The organism is Paenibacillus sp. J22R67 (assembly GCF_059692175.1).
Genome location: NZ_JCAUAX010000023.1, coordinates 26,161 through 43,410, shown reverse-complemented (window position 1 = coordinate 43,410; position 17,250 = coordinate 26,161). Strand labels below are relative to the sequence as shown.

The 17,250-nt window shown below is 48.9% G+C and carries 12 protein-coding genes and 1 pseudogene; 8 read left to right on the top strand and 5 right to left on the bottom strand.

The window, feature by feature from the left end:
- Positions 1 to 652 precede the first annotated feature (652 nt).
- The gene (locus AC58VC_RS37025) at positions 653 to 808 is read right to left on the bottom strand and encodes a hypothetical protein (RefSeq protein WP_497376466.1); all 156 of its coding nucleotides are present in this window, start codon (positions 806 to 808) and stop codon (positions 653 to 655) included.
- Between the two features lie 655 nt (positions 809 to 1,463).
- On the opposite strand from AC58VC_RS37025, the gene AC58VC_RS37020 reads away from it, so the two are divergent.
- The 8 genes from AC58VC_RS37020 to AC58VC_RS36985 all read left to right on the top strand — a co-directional run bounded on the left by AC58VC_RS37020 (position 1,464) and on the right by AC58VC_RS36985 (position 14,893).
- A complete protein-coding gene (locus AC58VC_RS37020) occupies positions 1,464 to 2,999 on the top strand; it encodes an extracellular solute-binding protein (protein ID WP_497376465.1) in 1,536 nt (511 codons plus the stop codon).
- A gap of 108 nt (positions 3,000 to 3,107) precedes the next feature.
- A complete protein-coding gene (locus AC58VC_RS37015; protein WP_497376464.1) occupies positions 3,108 to 4,058 on the top strand; it encodes an ABC transporter permease in 951 nt (316 codons plus the stop codon).
- 21 nt (positions 4,059 to 4,079) lie between these two features.
- Complete coding sequence (locus AC58VC_RS37010; RefSeq protein ID WP_497376463.1) at positions 4,080 to 4,955, top strand: carbohydrate ABC transporter permease; 876 nt, start codon at positions 4,080 to 4,082, stop codon at positions 4,953 to 4,955.
- 22 nt (positions 4,956 to 4,977) lie between these two features.
- Positions 4,978 to 6,054 (top strand): hypothetical protein, encoded by a 1,077-nt coding sequence (locus AC58VC_RS37005; RefSeq protein ID WP_497376462.1) that lies wholly within the window; start codon positions 4,978 to 4,980, stop codon positions 6,052 to 6,054.
- 31 nt (positions 6,055 to 6,085) lie between these two features.
- Positions 6,086 to 7,189 carry a glycoside hydrolase family 88/105 protein gene (locus AC58VC_RS37000; RefSeq protein WP_497376461.1) on the top strand — a complete coding sequence of 368 codons (1,104 nt, stop codon included), beginning with the start codon at positions 6,086 to 6,088 and terminating at the stop codon, positions 7,187 to 7,189.
- A gap of 114 nt (positions 7,190 to 7,303) precedes the next feature.
- Complete coding sequence (locus AC58VC_RS36995) at positions 7,304 to 12,457, top strand: right-handed parallel beta-helix repeat-containing protein (protein ID WP_497376460.1); 5,154 nt, start codon at positions 7,304 to 7,306, stop codon at positions 12,455 to 12,457.
- Positions 12,458 to 13,130: 673 nt separating this feature from the next.
- Positions 13,131 to 13,841, top strand: coding sequence for a metallophosphoesterase family protein (locus AC58VC_RS36990; RefSeq protein WP_497376459.1), 711 nt, complete (start codon positions 13,131 to 13,133; stop codon positions 13,839 to 13,841).
- A gap of 140 nt (positions 13,842 to 13,981) precedes the next feature.
- Positions 13,982 to 14,893, top strand: coding sequence for a GyrI-like domain-containing protein (locus AC58VC_RS36985; RefSeq protein ID WP_497376458.1), 912 nt, complete (start codon positions 13,982 to 13,984; stop codon positions 14,891 to 14,893).
- A 165-nt stretch (positions 14,894 to 15,058) separates the two neighbouring features.
- Here AC58VC_RS36985 and AC58VC_RS36980 read toward each other — a convergent pair.
- The 4 genes and pseudogenes from AC58VC_RS36980 to AC58VC_RS36965 all read right to left on the bottom strand — a co-directional run.
- Positions 15,059 to 15,628: pseudogene (locus tag AC58VC_RS36980) on the bottom strand (DODA-type extradiol aromatic ring-opening family dioxygenase); the annotation flags it as partial.
- 238 nt (positions 15,629 to 15,866) lie between these two features.
- Complete coding sequence (locus AC58VC_RS36975; protein WP_497376467.1) at positions 15,867 to 16,247, bottom strand: ArsR/SmtB family transcription factor; 381 nt, start codon at positions 16,245 to 16,247, stop codon at positions 15,867 to 15,869.
- A 1-nt stretch (position 16,248) separates the two neighbouring features.
- Positions 16,249 to 16,671 (bottom strand): SRPBCC family protein, encoded by a 423-nt coding sequence (locus AC58VC_RS36970; protein WP_497376457.1) that lies wholly within the window; start codon positions 16,669 to 16,671, stop codon positions 16,249 to 16,251.
- Positions 16,672 to 16,701: 30 nt separating this feature from the next.
- The gene (locus AC58VC_RS36965) at positions 16,702 to 17,082 is read right to left on the bottom strand and encodes a hypothetical protein (RefSeq protein WP_497376456.1); all 381 of its coding nucleotides are present in this window, start codon (positions 17,080 to 17,082) and stop codon (positions 16,702 to 16,704) included.
- Positions 17,083 to 17,250: the final 168 nt, after the last annotated feature.

The window sequence follows — 17,250 nt, the reverse complement described above, 5'->3', positions numbered from 1 at the left end:
GCCGAAAAGGCCGTCTCACAATCGCAAGGCTCCGCGATTGTGGTAGAGCGAGCCGAAAAGGCAGTCTCGTGCTGGAAAGTTGGCGTAATCCCGCCAAACCTCCCGCGAGAGAGCCGAAAAGGCCGTCTCACAATCGCAAAGCCCCCGCGATTGTGGTAGAGCGAGCCGAAAAGGCAGTCTCGTGCTGGAAAGTTGGCGTAATCCCGCCAAACCTCCCGCGAGCGAGCCGAAAAGGTCGTCTCACAATCGTAAGGTACTAGCTGTAACGTTGTTTTCGACTCTAAAGTATGGGGAATAAGCTACCGGTAAAAGTTAGCGTCGCCAAACAAGCTTAAAGCGGCGTGAGAGCCCCGCTCACGCTCAAAGCCCTGCTGTAACGTTGTTTCTCACCGTTAAAGTGTGGGAAAAGTGCCTCCGGTAGAAGTTAGCGTCGCCAAACAAGCTTAAAGCGGCGTGAGAGCCCCGCTCACGCTCAAAGCCCTGCTGTAACGTTGTTTCTCACCGTTAAAGTGTGGGAAAAGTGCCTCCGGTGGAAGTTAGCGTCGCCAAACAAGCTTAACACTGGCGTGAGAGCCCCACTCACGCTCAAAGGCATCTCATCCAGCCCAACAAACTGTAAAAAGTGCAGCAAATTATTTCGTCTTGCCCGTTTCTAGAGATGAAGATGTAAAAAGTACATGTCATTCATTGCCTTGTACCAGAAGTAGCCAGAAATCGCCAATTTAGCTGTACTTTTTGCATGATTCGAAGCGAAATCAATGATTTCGGCCGAATTTGCTGCACTTTTTGCATGATCTGTTCTGCGCAACAAACGTAGCCTCTTCTCCCATAGCAAATCTCGTTTGTCCCCAGCCCCGGCGTTCAATCACATCCGCACACACATCCACTTTCATCCTATATACCCACAGCCCAACCAGATTCTCTCCATCCAGCTACCTCACAACCGCCCTAGCATCACTCTCCCGCCCTAGCATCACTCTCCCGCCCTCAACATCTACTCGTCCCACCTACGCATTCGCTTCAACCCAAGTTACCCTAGCTCCCACATATTGCCGCCACGTACCCAATCACATCCAGCTCGATCCGTTGTATCAACCAGATTCTCTCCATCCAGCTACCTCACAACCGCCACGGCATCACTCTCCCGCCCCCAACATCCACTCGTCGCACCTACGCATTCACCTCAACCCCTTCCCGCACCTACATCCATCTATGCAAAGGGGTGGGGATATGGAGGCTCTGGAGATGAGGATCTGGAGGCAGCTAAATGCGGGAGCTCGCGAGTGATATGGGTGGGGGGATGCCCCCATAACCAGCCAATAATCATCTCCCTCGCCAATAATCATCATCTCACATCCTAGATGAACTAGGTCGAAATGAGCAAATGATTATTTCGGTACCTGCGTAAGACCCTGTAACGTGGAACTTGTAGCAAACAAACAATTCACGGAGGTCTAACAAATATGAAGAGAAATTTAGTCTCGATTCCGCTCGGCATTCTGCTCGTATCCAGCTTTGCACTTGCAGCTTGCTCAGACGGAGGCAAGGCAACTCCAGCAGCTACGACGGCAGCAGCCGGTACAACAGCACCCAAAGCAACGGCTGACACAACGCCAGCGTCGATCACGATTATGGCGCCACTGAACACAGCGCAAACGCCACCAGATACGATCATTAAAGAACTCGAAAAATTAACGAATACAAAGCTGACCTATCAATTCTTCCCAGCTGATACGTATGAGGAGAAGCTGAACACAACCTTCGCAACCGGTGCACTGCCGCAAGTGACGTACTTGAAAAACCAAGCGACTTTCATTCAAATGAAATCCGCAATTCGCGACGGTCAATTCTGGGAAATCGGCCCGCTGCTCAAAGACTTCCCGAACCTGAGCAAGCTGAAATCCACAACGAATGACAATACAAAAGTAGACGGTAAGCTGTACACGCTGTACCGTGGCGTAGATATCGCTCGCCAAGGCTTGATTTACCGGAAAGACTGGGCCGATAAGCTGGGCTTGAAGCCGCCGGCAAATATGGATGAGCTGTACGCGATGGCGAAGGCATTTACAGAGAAAGACCCTGACGGCAACGGCAAGAAAGACACCATCGGCCTTACAGACCGTAATGACCTCATCTATGGCGCCTTCAAAACAGCAGCGACGTGGTTGGGTGTTCCGAACAACTGGGGCGTGAAAGACGGTAAGCTGCAGCCGGAGTTCATGTTCCCTGAATATGTGAAGTCGATGGATTACTTCAAGAAGCTGCGCGATGAAGGCCTGATCAATAAAGACTTCGCAGCAACAAGTAAAACCGATCAACAAAAGCTGTTCACGAATGGCACAGCAGGTATGTACATCGGAGCTATGACGGACGTTTCGACCCTGAACAAGGATCTGGTCAAAAACGTGCCAACAGCTGTTGTTGACGTACACAGCATGGTAGCTGGACCTGACGGCAAATTCGCAGCATGGGCGCTTCCAGGCTACGCGAACGTTGTGCTATTCCCTAAATCCGCGATCAAAAACGAAGCGGAGCTAAGAAAAGTATTGGCCTTCTTCGACAAAATGATGACACCTGAAGTAGCGAACTTGGCAAACTGGGGTATCAAAGATGCCAACTACAGTGTAGTTGACGGCAAAGCGAAAAAGCTGGATGAAGAGAAATGGACACGCGAAGTAAAGCCGTTCACTGACGCAGCAATCGGCGATGAAGATACGTCAGGAAGACTGCTCGGTATTCCATCTATTCCTGCACAAGGCAAAGCGGATGAGCTGAAAATCGCGAATCTGAAGTTCGCTGTGCAAGACCCAGTAGCAGCGCTTGACTCCAAAACAAACTTGGAAAAAGGCGTTCAACTCCAAGATGTTATCAAGGACGCGACGAACAAATACATCTACGGCAGCATTGATAAAGCCGGATTCGATAAAGCCATCGAGGACTGGAAAAACCGCGGAGGCAACAAAATCATCGAAGAATATAACGCACTATACAAAAAATAAGCCGTGGACAGGAATGAAGGAAATCATACTGGTTTCTAAGCGGGGAGGCTGCTGGTCATCAGGAGCAGTCTTCTCGTTTTTATGAAACATCGGGAAAGGAAGAGAATAATGCAGGACGTACATGCTGTGCAAAGTGTGGTGCAAAGGAAACAGAGCAGTGAACTAGGTAGGCGGCTATGGAGGAACAAATGGATTTATATCATGCTGCTGCCGGGCATTTTGTATTTTCTCGTGTTTAAATATATACCAATGTACGGCTTGATCATTTCGTTCCAGAACTATAAGCCGTTCAAAGGGGTTAGCGGGAGCGAATGGGTAGGTTTTGAGCATTTTCAACGGTTGTTTACAGAGCCTGATTTCTTAAATATTTTGAGTAATACGTTAATTTTATTTGTGATGAACATCCTGTTTTACTTCCCGATCCCGATTATTATGGCTTTGATGCTGAATGAGGTGAGAGGGGAGTTTTTCAAGAAAACGTTCCAAACGATCGTCTATTTGCCTCACTTTATGTCTTGGGTCATCATTGTTTCGATCTCTTTCGTTATGTTGACGATGGATGGCGGGATTATTAATGACATTATTGAATATGTTGGCTTTGAGAAAATCAATTTCCTGTTGGCTCCGGAATGGTTTAGACCGATGTACATTCTTCAAGTCATCTGGCGGGAAGCCGGCTGGGGGACGATCATTTATCTGGCGGCAATTGCCTCTATTGATCCAGGATTATACGAGGCAGCACGTATGGACGGTGCAGGACGTTTGCGCCAAATGTGGCATATAACGCTTCCAGCTTTGCGCAGTGTTATTATTGTTTTGCTAATTTTGAAAATTGGTGCGGTTCTCGAACTCGGTTTTGAACATGTGTACTTGCTGCTTAACTCTATGAACCGAAATGTTGCGGAGATCATTGATACTTATGTATATACAGCTGGTTTAAAACAAGGCCAATTCAGCTACAGCGCAGCGATCGGATTGTTCAAATCGTTCATCGGACTTGTTCTGGTCATGATTGTCAACCGCATTGCGAAGAAAATGGGCGAAGAAGGCGTGTACTAAGAAAGGCAGGAGGGCTGCACCATGGTAGAAGATCGAACATTAGCTGGGCGAATGTTTAGCATCATTAACTATTTGATATTAACGATTATTGGCTTGATTACAGTAATTCCTTTTGTGCATGTCGTGGCGGGATCCTTTACGACCAGCGCGGAGATGGCGGCGAAGAAGTTCGTCATTATTCCGACGGACTGGAGTATTGAGGCGTACCGGTTTATTTTTTCGACGAATACGATTTTTAAAGCGATGGGTGTTTCCATTTGGACGACATTGCTCGGAACGATAATCTCCATGTTCATCACAGCCCTTATGGCGTATGGCTTGTCCCGCAGAGATGTGGATGGCCGCAAAGTGATCATGTTCATGGTTGTCTTCACGATGTTGTTCCACGGCGGTTTAGTGCCAACGTTCCTGGTTGTAAAAGAGTTAGGGATGATCGACTCGTATATGGCCTTAATTTTGCCGTCGGCAGTTTCAGCGTTTAACTTGATTATCTTGAAAAACTTTTTCCAAAACATCCCGGAAGGGCTGGAAGAGTCAGCGAAAATCGATGGTTGCAGCGACTTCGGCATTTTGTTCCGTATTGTCTTGCCTTTGTCGATGCCGGCGATTGCAACGATTTCCCTCTTCTATGCCGTGACGTACTGGAATACCTACCTGAGCGCGATTCTTTATCTGAACGAGAGCGCTATGTGGCCGATTCAAGTACTACTGAGACAAATTGTCGTTCTCGCAAGCGGAATGGATCACAGCGTGGATCTCGACAGCGTGACGCCTCCTCCGGCTCAGTCGATCAAGATGGCGGTTATCGTTGTAGCGACATTGCCAATCCTGGTTGTTTATCCGTTCTTGCAAAAGCACTTTGCTAAAGGCGCGATGATCGGTTCTATCAAAGGGTAAAAGAAAGGACGCCAACATGCAGATGCCTGATCATATCGAAGAAATCCGCGGGCTGCTTGCGGACATGGACGGTTTGTTTGCTGGGTTTCATGACTGGCTGTGGGGGCAGTACGACGCGGAAAGCGGCGGTTTCTATTACGCAAATAGTTCTAAGCAGCTGCTCGGTCGTGGTGGTGGACCAGACATTGAATCAACGGCGCAAGCGCTCAATATTATTGAGCGCTTCGGCTTACTAAGCAGCCTGCCGGAGGAGATGAAGCGGGGACTTACACGCTTCTTTCAGAGGAGGCAGGACGCAGTATCGGGTTATTTCTACGATGCGAATCCGCTTATGCGCGAAGATGAAGTGATGGTGGCGCGAGCCATCTCTTACAGCCGTAACGCGCTAAGGAAGCTCGGCGGGCAGCCTCTGTACCCGCTGCCTTATGAGGCGAAGCAAGCACCGGATTATATGGATTCGCCGCAAAGCTATCTGGCGTGGCTGCGGTCGGTGCCGCTCGTGAACAGCTGGCGCGGCTGCGACCGGCTGTCTACCTCCAGCGTGTATGTGCGGCAGGTAGAGCCGCAGGAGCGCAAGGCTGTCTATGCGAAGGCAGCTTTTGACTTCTTTGCAGAGAGGCAGGATCCGCAGTCCGGGCTATGGGGCGAAGGCTCCTACTATGTGCGGATATCGGGGACGTTCAAGCTGCACATTTTTTATGATCAGTTCGGAGTTCCACTGCCACGCGAAAATCGTATTTACCAGAGCATCTTAACGGCACTAAGGCAGGAGGAAGCGGCGGATATGTGTTATATCCGCAATCCGATTCACTTGCTCTCGTATATGAAGCTGCCGATCCCAGAAGAGGAGCTGCGCGAAATCATTCAGATTACACTCGCGAATATGCGGAAGCTGCTGCGCGCTGACGGTGGTTTCTCCCGTGAGCTTGCCCATTCTCCGACAGCTCCTAACGTCGCTCAGGTCAAGCGGGGCGAGTACTACCCGGGCATGCCGAAGGCCGTCCACATTGGTGGTGGCAAGGTCGAAGGCGACATGAATGCGGGGACGCAAGCGCTACTGATTCGCTCTATCTGCCATCAATTGGCTGGCAATCCATAAATTTATATAGGAATAGAGAGGGGCACTTACTATGACTGATCGTTATGCAAAATCACCGATGGAATGGGCGCGAGCTGCCTGCGATTCCATTATGAGCCAATATACACCGATGGAGCTGCCGCCTGCAGGGCGTTGGCACTATCATCAAGGTGTGTTTTTATGCGGGATGGAAATGCTTTGGGAAGCTGAAAAGGACGATCGCTACGATGCTTACATTCAGGCTTATGTGGATGGCTTGATTGACGATAATGGCAATCTGATCTTTGCTCGCGATGAGCTGGATGCGGTGCAGGCTGGGCTTTTGTTGTTCCGTTTGGAGGAGAAGACTGGACGCAGTAAATATCGGATCGCTGCCGACAAACTGAGAAACCTGCTAAACACGATCAATCTAACGTCAGAAGGCGGGTACTGGCATAAAGACAAATATGCCTATAATATGTGGCTCGACGGTTTGTATATGGCGGGTGTTTTCTCGCTGAAATATGCGAATGCTTACGGCGAGCTCACCTTGCGCGATACCGTGCTGCATCAAGAAGGACTGATGCGCAAACACATGAAAGACGACGCAACAGGGCTGCTCTACCATGCTTGGGACGAAAGCCGCAAAATGCCTTGGGCAAACGCCGAAACCGGATGTTCACCGGAATTCTGGGGGCGTTCGCTTGGCTGGTACGGACTGGCCGTTGCGCAGTTTCTGGATGAGCTTCCTGCGGATGATCCGAGGCGTGAGGATTTGGTCGACTCCCTGCGTGAGTTCGTTCATGCCTTGATTCGTTACCAGGATGCAGAGAGCGGACTGTGGTATCAAGTCGTTGATAAAGGCGGCCAGCCGGACAACTGGTTGGAATCCTCCTGTACAAGCCTATTCGTCTACACGATTGCCAAGGCGGTTAAGCACGGGGTTGTCGGCGGGGAATGTGCGGCGGCAGCGGTGAAGGGGTATGAAGGCTTGATCCGCACGCTGAAATTCGATGAGCAGGAGCGGGTAATTTTGCCTCTAATCTGCATCGGAACGTCAGCTGGGGATTACGAAAACTACGTAACTCGTCCAACCAGTGAGAATGACCTGCATGGCGTAGGGGCTTTTGTCATGGCTTGTGTTGAGGTAGAGTCTCTCGTTAAGCAGACCGTATAAGGCATCTAAGAGAAGCAGACGTAAAAACAGAGCATCACCTGTTACTCGTCTGTTTTTTTCTTTCCGCATGTAAACGCATACATTTTGACGATTAGATAAAAGGGGAAATGTGACTTGAACAAGAGGCGTTTAATTTCAGCTTTGATGTCTGTGGTTTTGATGTTTTCGATGCTTCCGGTGGCGCTTGCTGCGGATCCTATTCCATGGGAATTTAGTGCCTTCGGCGGAGGCACCAGCAGTACAAATACGCCAATACCGACCATAAATACAGATGGTTCTGTTACTATGTTTGCGAAAGATGGCAAAATAGCTAGCACAGAAGAAGGGATGTCTTTTTATTTTAAAAAATTAGGGAAAGATGCCAACCTCGAGATTAGTGCAACAGCTACAGTGGTAAATTTTAATAGTAAAAATCCGCCATCCACACCGAATCAGAAGTCGTTCGGACTGATGCTTCGCGGCAGTTTTGCACAAGGTACAACCAAGCAATCCTCGAACTATGTAGCAATTGGAGGTATGGGCGATAAAGATAATACGCCAAATGTTGTGCAAGCTATTTATAAACAAGGGGTTATCGGAACTACGCTTGATGCTGCTAATATGAACAAGAAATCACTGTTTAACGGTGTTAGGGCTCCTGCGGCTAAAGAGGTATATCATTTTAAAATCAAAAAATCAGGTGACGCCTTCGAGTTAACCGTTAATGGCGTAACACAAATACTGACGTTGAATAATCTTTTTGCTGGCAATGATCAGATCTACGCTGGGCTATATGTAGCAAGGGATGCAGAGATTAACTTCAGCAATTTTGACATTAAAGTGGATGAGCGAGTTCCAAGTCAATTGAAACTGAATACGACTTCTATGAAAAAGGACTATTTTATCAAAGACAACCTCGATCTTTCGGGTTTAAAGGTCACAGCTGTGTACCCTGATCACCATGAAGAGGATCTTTCATTAGGTGATTATCTTGTAACAGGGTTTGATAATAGTATGGTAGGATCGAATCCCATTACAATCCATTTTAACGGTCAGACAGCGACCATTCCCTTAACTATGAAGGATTTAGTCGTCACCGCGATGGACATCCGCTACAAGCCTGCCAAAACCGATTACTACCCAGAGGAATTTTTCGATTCGCAAGGCCTGACGGTACTGGGGCAATTCAACGGAGGCGACGTTTGGTCAGAAATGGCTAATTCGCAATACACACTCTCCCTTCCGCCAGCGGCCGCTACTGTATCGAATGCCACCTATACACTCAAGACACCGGGAACCCATACCGTTACGGTCAGGTCCACAGTGACATCAAACACTTATACAACGTTCGATGTTCAGGTGATTAACGCCCAATTGACAAACTTGGTCATTAAGCAACTGCCGCAGAAGACAGTATTTTTCGTTGGCAAAAATTTCGATCCTGCCGGTTTGGTTGTAGAGGCGAACTATAGCGATAGCTCATCTGTTAGACTACTGAAGACCGACTACACGCTTACTGATCCGGATATGACAACGGCAGGGACGAAAGAGATTATAGTTACTTATAAAAATGTACCCGGTACAACGGTCAGTTTCCCTATTACGGTAAAACAAAAAGCGATGGTAGGAAGCCAAGTAACCGAATATCCGAAAACAACTTATGCGATTGGCGAGTCTTTTGATCCAGCTGGTATACAGGTGAAGGCGGTTTATGATAACGGAGACAAGGAACTGCTTAATGCCGGCGATTATACGCTGGATACCTCAGCTTTCAACAGCACCCAAGCGGGCCTGTACCCTATTACGATTACGCCTAAAAATGCAGCAATCCCATCTACGGTCCTGCATGTATCCGTGGTTGAGCCTAGAGAGCATGAGTGGAAAACAATCCGCTTTGGCCAATCCACCTCAAATACGAACAATACGGTGACGGTCGTTGAGCCTGGGAAAGTCGCTACACTTGTCGCCTTAGAGGGCGGCGGTAAAGTGACGGGCGACCACGACGGGATTAGCTTTTACTACACAGAGCTAGATGCGGTCAAAGATAACTTTGAACTATCCGCAGATATCAAAGTTATTGCATATGCCAAAGATCCGCATGACGGCCAAGAGTCCTTTGGCATCATGGCGCGAGATGCGATCGGAGCGGCTGGAGACTCCGCCGTATTTGCTTCCAATATAGCTGCCGTAGGCGGATATAGCGGCGGCACGACGAAGCAGAACGGGACGCAGTTATTCGTCAGAACAGGCGTAACAGCACCGGGCGGCACTGGCAGCCAAGGCATCCAGAATAAGATGCTAAGTGCGGTTAAACCAGCGCTTACTAATACATATCCAGCGGTCAATTATAAGTTAACGCTAACGAAAACGAATAGCGGATTCACGGGGCGGTTGAATACAGATGACGCCGAAGAGATTTTCGCACCGGATATCATGACTGTTCAGGATGGCGACAAGATGTATGTTGGCTTCTATGCAGCGCGTCTTGCAACGATCGAAGTTAGCGGTATCGATCTGAAGGTGACGGATGCGCAAACGGATGCGCCAAGAAAGGAACCTGCCCGAGTAGCCGTGGAGCCGGAGATGAACTTGACGGGGCTGACGAGAACTTCAACGACAGCGTATTCTTTTGGGCTAAAATCCAATGTCAGTGGTGTAGTGACGATTAAGCAAGGATCAAGCTTCCTCGCGCAAAATGCTCAAGTCCAGGCAGGGCAACCGCTTGTGCTCAACACGACGGTAACGGAGAACACGTACACCAACTTCAGCGCAGCGTTCGTGCCTGATGATACACAGTATTTGACGAGCTACGATAAAATCGCGAGAAACTTCACCGTCGATATGAGAACCTATGCGGATAACGGCGACATTTATGTATCACCAGCGGGGACTGCAGGCGGAGACGGCACGATCAACAACCCGTTAGATCTCGATACGGCGGTTGATTACGTGAAAGCAGGCCAGGCAATCATCATGCAAGGCGGCAGATATGTACGTAGCGCCAAGCTGGAGATCAAGAAGGGCAATGACGGCAAGGCCGATGCCCCGAAGTATTTGATAGCGGCGCCAGGTGCGAAACCGATTATTGATTTTGATAAAAAGACGGAAGGTGTCGTGCTTAGCGCCAATTACTGGCATGTGAAGGGCATTGATTTCACAAGGTCTGCGGGCAACACGAAGGGCTTCACGGTAGGCGGAAACCATAACATTGTGGAGCTAAGCCGTTTTTATGAGAATGGCGATACAGGTTTGCAAATTAGTCGTACCGACGAGTCTGAGGCGGATAAAGCACTTTGGCCATCCTACAACCTCATTCTGAATTGTGAATCCTTTGATAACGTGGACCCTTCGAATAACAATGCCGACGGTTTTGCTGCGAAATTGACAGCGGGTGTGGGCAACGTCTTCCGAGGCGATATTTCCCATAACAACATTGATGATGGTTGGGATTTGTACACGAAATCAGGGACAGGGGCAATCGGTGCAGTAGTGATTGAGAATAGCATTGCTTACAACAATGGCACGTTAACGAATGGGACGATAGGTGCAGGAGATAAAAATGGTTTTAAACTCGGCGGGGAAGGCATCCACGTGCCGCATATCATCCGTAGTAGCATGGCATTTGGCAATGGCGCCTACGGTTTTGCGAGCAACAGTAATCCGGGGGTACGGGCGGAAAGCGGGAATATTGCTTTTGACAATACCAAAGGCAATCTGAATTTTACAACGTATACGGGCATTCAGACTGATTTTCACATCGATGGCTTTATTTCCTATCAAAAGGCTTACACCGCCAAAGATAATTATCCGGCAGCCTTGAACTCTGACACCAACTATCTGTTTAATGGCTCCAAAAGTATGAACAAATCCGGTGCGCAGCTGACGGATGCCAACTTTGCGAGTTTGGTTCCTGTGATTCCGTACCAAAGGGATGCAGAAGGCAATATCATCTGGGGCAACTTCCTGAAGCTGGTTAGTCCTAGCCAACCATCTCGGTCGGATTCAGGGGGAGGTTCACTTCCTGGCAACACAGTTTCTGGCAACACGGTGAAAGGGGTAACGGGTGGCGTAGAAATAATAGGAGTGCCTACTGTGGTTACGGTAGATGGGAAAAAAGTGACTACAATCTCAATTGTAGCTGATCAGTTAAATAAGGCGATCGACCTTCTCAAGAAATCTAATGAGAAAACCATTATCGTTGAGGTAAAAGGTGTGGATCAAGTTGCCGCTGTGGAAGTGCCGGCAAACGCGATAAGCACAGGAGCGGCGGCTTGGCCGAACGCAGAGTTCTCGATTAGAGCAGGCGGCTTGACCTACAATCTGCCTCTCAAGGCGTTAGATGCAGCAGGTTTAGCTGCGAGCTTAGGGACTGATGTTGCGAATGTAAAAATCAACATTTCCATTGAGCAGGTAACTGGCGCCGCTGCTGATCTAGTAACAGCCAAAATGCAAGAAGCGAGCGTCACGCCGCTAGCCGCACCTGTAGAGTTCAACATCGTTGCTGAGGGCAACGGTAAGAAGCTGGCTGTCACTGATTTTGGCGCCACCTATGTCACCCGCGTGCTGACCTTGTCGTCAGTAGTTGATGCAAATCAAGTGTCGGCCGTTTGGCTGAATCCAGTGACTGGGGAATGGACCTTCGTTCCGGCGATCTTTAACGTCGTTAATGGTCAAACCGAAGTTACTATGAAACGCACGGGGAACAGCTTGTACGCTGTCGTCTCCTCTGATCAGTTCTTTGAGGATTTGGCTGATCATTGGGCCAAAGCCGATGTGGATCTGCTGGCTTCCAAATTCGTGGTAAAAGGCGTGGCTGCTCATACCTTCGCGCCGAATGCGTCCATTACGCGCGCTGAATTTGCAGCACTGCTCGTTCGCGCGCTCGGATTGAATGAAGCGGATGCGAGCGCCTTCTCGGATGTACCGGCGAACAGCTGGTTCGCAGGGGCGGTTGGCGCATCAGCCAAGGCTGGCTTGATTGAGGGCTATGAAGATGACTCATTCGGACCTGATGAGCGAATCACGAGGGAGCAGATGGCTGTCATGATCGCACGTGCCATGAAGTTTGCCGGGCAGCAGCCTGAGGCTATGGAGCTAGCTGGGCTAGCTCAGTTTAGCGACAGCTCTGCCATCCATGAATGGGCGAGGGGAGCTGTTGCCGAGGCGGTTAGCGCAGGCATTGTGAACGGCGTAACGGATACGACGTTTGCTCCAGGCGCTTCTGCGACTCGCGGGGAAGCGGCGGTTATGCTGAAAAGATTGCTGCAGAAACTGCAATTTATGAATTAAAGTGGCGCCCGCGAGGGCGTCTTTTTTACCGATCAGGCATGCGTTGCATGGCTGTTGTTTCCGCGGCGCCTTAATTGCCGCTGCCGCTAGTCGTCGTTGTACTTTGTACAATGAGAATGCGGCTTTAGTCATGCAATTGCGCGCTATCCTGTACAAAGTGCAATGATTTTAACCCAAATGGCCTGAATCAGCCTATTTCAGCTCAAAACGTTGCACAAAGTACAACATAGAATGGGTTGATACCCAATCACAGCTGTCAGGTTGTACAAAGTGCAATATAGAAAGGCTGTTCGTAGCATCTTGATGGTCTTTGAGCCAACCGCCAGGACTACGGAGCCTGCAACTGCCTCTTTCATTGGATGAAATCCAATAGAAAGGCCATTTGGAGAGCAGGCTTGTCCATTTCATTGGACGAATTCCAATGAGACGGATGAATTCGGCGCCAAATAACCCGATTTTAGCGTATGCTATTGGATTTCATCCAACGAATAGCGAAAAATACGCCCCAAAAGGGTAGTTTCGTTAGATTTCATCCAATGAAACGTAGAGCTCGGGCGGTTACCCATGTTCTCTTTTTGATATCTTCACCGCCTCAGACAGGGAATCACTATGATAAAATAGAATACTAGAAAGATTCATAGGGAATGAAGCATGACATCAGGGGGTACAGTAGATGAAAAGAACGTTAGTCGTAAGCGATATACATGGTTGTTTGGAGGAATTCAAGCAATTGCTAGTTAAAGTCAATTTCAATGCTGAGGAAGACCATCTTGTCCTGCTCGGAGACTATGTGGACCGCGGTCCAGACAGTCGGGGAACGGTAGAGTATGTCATGCATTTAGTGCGTGAAGCGGGAGCGATTGCGCTCAAAGGCAATCATGATCAGAGGTTCGTAGAAGTGCTAAGCGAAGTGGATCCATTGACGGAGATGAAGTTTTTCGAACATGGCGGTATCCAAACGTTCCAAAGCTTCTGCGGTCAGGACAATCTGGATATTAAGCAATCCAAGGAGCGAATTCTAGGCAAATGCCTGGATCACATAACCTTTCTAAACAACCTTCCGCTTTATTACGAGGATGAGGGGCATATTTACGTGCATGCCGGGCTGAATCCCGCATTCGTTGACTGGAAAACGCAGCCGGAACGAGACTTCTTATGGATTCGTGCCCCCTTTGTTCAGCAGCCTACAGTTGTGAAAAAGAAGGTCGTTTTCGGCCACACGCCAGCCAAAGATATTCATGGCAAAGCGGATGTGTGGTTTGACCGCGACAAAATCGGGATTGATGGCGGCTGCCCATACGGCTTTCAACTCAATTGTTTGGAAATCAAGGGAAACAACCAGTACACGACCTATTCCGTCGTCTCAAGAAGCAGCTGGAAATAGTCGCAGTTGTTGATCTCTGTATAGGATCGCCGCATTCAATGACCGGATTCGTCTTCGGAGCCCCTTTTAGCAAGAAAGATCAAGAAGCGAGGCGTTCAATCACGTACACTGTGGATAGCAGCTGGAGGGGGCATTAAGCGATGGGCACCGATTACGATACGCAAATTCAGGCGACATTGGATTATATTGAAGACCACCTTGCGGAGCCTTTATCCGTGGAGGGGCTTGCTCGTGTAGCCTGTTTCTCTGAATTCCATTTTCATAGGGTTTTTCAGAGCATGGTGGGAGAAGCGGTGATGGAGTATGTTCGGAAAAGAAGATTGGCGAGAGCCGCCTACCGAATCGCGCATACGGATCAAAGGCTGATCGATATTGCCCTCGACCATGGGTTTAAGTCCCATGAGAATTTCACTCGAGCATTTAAAAAGGTGTTTGAGCGAACCCCGCTCGCGTATCGGAAGCAAGGTATAGTGACACCGTTATATGCCAAAGCGAATGTGCTGCAAAGGAAAATCAATCCAAATCCCTATCTAGGAGGCATACGCATGGACTATCAATTGAGAACGAAGCCGGCTTTTAAGCTAATTGGGTACGAACTGAAGACAACCTGTAAGGATGGGCAGAATCACCGTGACATTCCTGTTTTTTGGAACACGTATCTGCAAGAAAATAAGGGGAGCCGCATAGGTAATCGCGTTTACACGGATTCACCGGTTGAGCTTGGACTTTGTACGGATTTTAATATGGAGACTGGGGAGTTAACGTATCTGATCGGGATGGAAGCTACAAGCTTCGAGGGTGTGCCTGCTGACTTGGTGTGCCGGGAGTTCCCTGAGGCCAGATATGCTGTATTTACCACGCCCAAAGTCGCGCCAGATCAATTCGTGGCATCGATTCAGAGCACGTGGAAGTCTATCTTTGAGGAATGGTTCCCACATTCGGGCTTGGAGCATGCAGGTGGTGTGGAGTTTGAGTGGTATGATGAGCGCTGTCATTCCGACAAGCATGATCAGATTCAGATCGACATCTACATTCCGGTAAAAGAAAAATAACAGCTTGTAAACAAAATAACCATCATTTGTAATCGAAATGCAATCTTGTTTTCATCTGGGATTAAGGTTCGCGACCTATAATGAAATTCGACCCCCTTTTAATATATATATATACTTAAGACCCGCAGCCCGTTGCTGTGGGTCTCTTTTTGTCTACTCTTGTTAATAGAGCGGAATGAAGTGCTCTGGACGTGGCACAGCCATGCGCGCATTCGGGGCTTCGGCAGCGTAGTTGAACAACGCGTTCAGGTTCTGTGCTTCCATGTTCTGCACGAGCCAATCGTCAAAAGCGACCGCCCAAGCGTCCGGCTCAGTGGCTTCCCAGTTGAGCGCACGCAGATTGTGCACGGTGGCGCCGCTGCCGATAATCAGGATATCCTCCTGATCGAGGCCGCGTAGCGCTTCCCCAATACGATACTGCTCTGCTGGCGGCAGGTAGGGGTTCACGGACACTTGTATCACCGGGCAGATGGGTGTAGGGAACATGCGCAGCAGAGGCACCCATGAGCCGTGATCAAGTCCGCGCTGGGCATCCAAGTTCACCTGGATTCCTTTGGCTTGGAAGCGTTCGGCCAGCTGGCCAGCAATTGCTTTGCTGCCTTTGGCCGGGTACTTAATCTGGAATAGCTCCTTTGGGAAGCCGCCGAAATCATAGATGGTTTCGTAGACATCGTCGGTGGATGAGATGGTAAGGACTTCTGTTTCCCAGTGAGCCGTAAAAATAACGATGGCTTTGTACAGTTTTCCTTGTACCACATACTATCATTGTACAAAGTACAATCATTTCATCCCAAATGGCTCGGAAACTGCGGATTTCAGCTAAAATGTTGCATTTAGTACAATATAGCGCAATGATCAGGGCAAATTACCGCCGGAATGTTGTACTTCGTACAACATAGAAAGTATGCAAGGCTTGCTGACCACGCCTAGACCAAAAGAAAACCTGGCCATAGTGGCCAGGTTTTCCTTCCTCCTAATCGTGCTTCGTCGGATCGACCAATTCCAGGGTGGCAAACGGGTTGTCGCTATCCTCGTCGTCAGACTCCACAAACCTTTTGAGTGCGTTTAATTTGTTTTCCCAATAACGCTCATAGTAGGAAAGCCAGCGCTTGAGCTCCATCAGAGGTTCCGCCTCTAACCTGTAGCGGGTTTCGCGGCCGACTTTTCGCTCTTTCACCAGGCCAGCATCAGCTAGGATGCGTAGATGCTTGGACACCGCGGTGCGGCTCATCGGAAAATGACCGGAAATCACGGTCACAGGGAGCTCCTGCTCACGAAGCAGCTTCAGCACCTGACGGCGCGTCGGATCGGCTATCGCTTGAAATACATCATGTTTCTGCGAGGAGGCTGACATCTTAAGCCTCGACGTAAGCAGTAAGTCTCTTCGCAATACCTGCCCAGCCGTTCGCCATCGTCTCGCGAACAACGGAATGAGGTTGGCCAAATTCCGTGACCTTGTCCACATCCCAACCAGAGTGAATGAGGGTGAATTCTGTTTTGCCATCTACATCTTTCAATTCAAATGTAAGTGACCAATCCCTGCCCCATGCAAAGGAGAGACGGTTAGGCGGTGTAACGTCCGTCACTTTGCAAGGAGAATTGCCGAAAGGTCCGGCTTCCAAGTGAAATTCATAACCGGCTTCCGGCTTGAAATTATTCGGCATGAACCAAGCCGCGATGCCTTCGGAAGTCGCAACGGCGTCCCATACTTTTTGAATCGGCGCGTTAAAAACGACTGTTTGTACGATGTCTGGTAGTGTGTTTGCTTGACTGCTCATTTTGAAATTCCTCCAATGAATGGTGTGTTGTTAGGATTTGCTCTTCACTTTATCGAGATGACGGAAGCGGAGTGCGGACCATTTATCGTCCACGGCCACATTGCTAACCGCACGGTACTCGGTGATGCCTGAAACCAAGGTAAATAGGCTATCACGGTTAATGTTCGTCTTGACCTTCGAGCTTTGCTTCGGATAGGTGATCCAGAACAGAGCATCGTCTTTAAGATGAGAGATCGCTTTAGGCGTCCATTCTTCAACCTCGGATGCATCATTAACAAAAAGCTGAACGAAATCGTAGGTGCCATTCGGTTCCTCAGGCTCTTCGATACCTAGCTTATAGCCTTCGGGCGCATGTAATACGAGAGCTCGTCCTTGCCTATAGCGCAGCTTTTTTAATAGTTCTTCTTGCATCGACTGCGCCTTCCTTTCCATGCATGCATTGCTTTCTTGTAGGTTGTCCAAAAGTACATTCGCTCATGAGAGATATGAAACCAAATGGTTACATGTCAGATTATACGAAACCTTTTGGTTTCATGTCAAGAGGGATTAATAAGGAAGTACCCCAAAATCATCAATGAC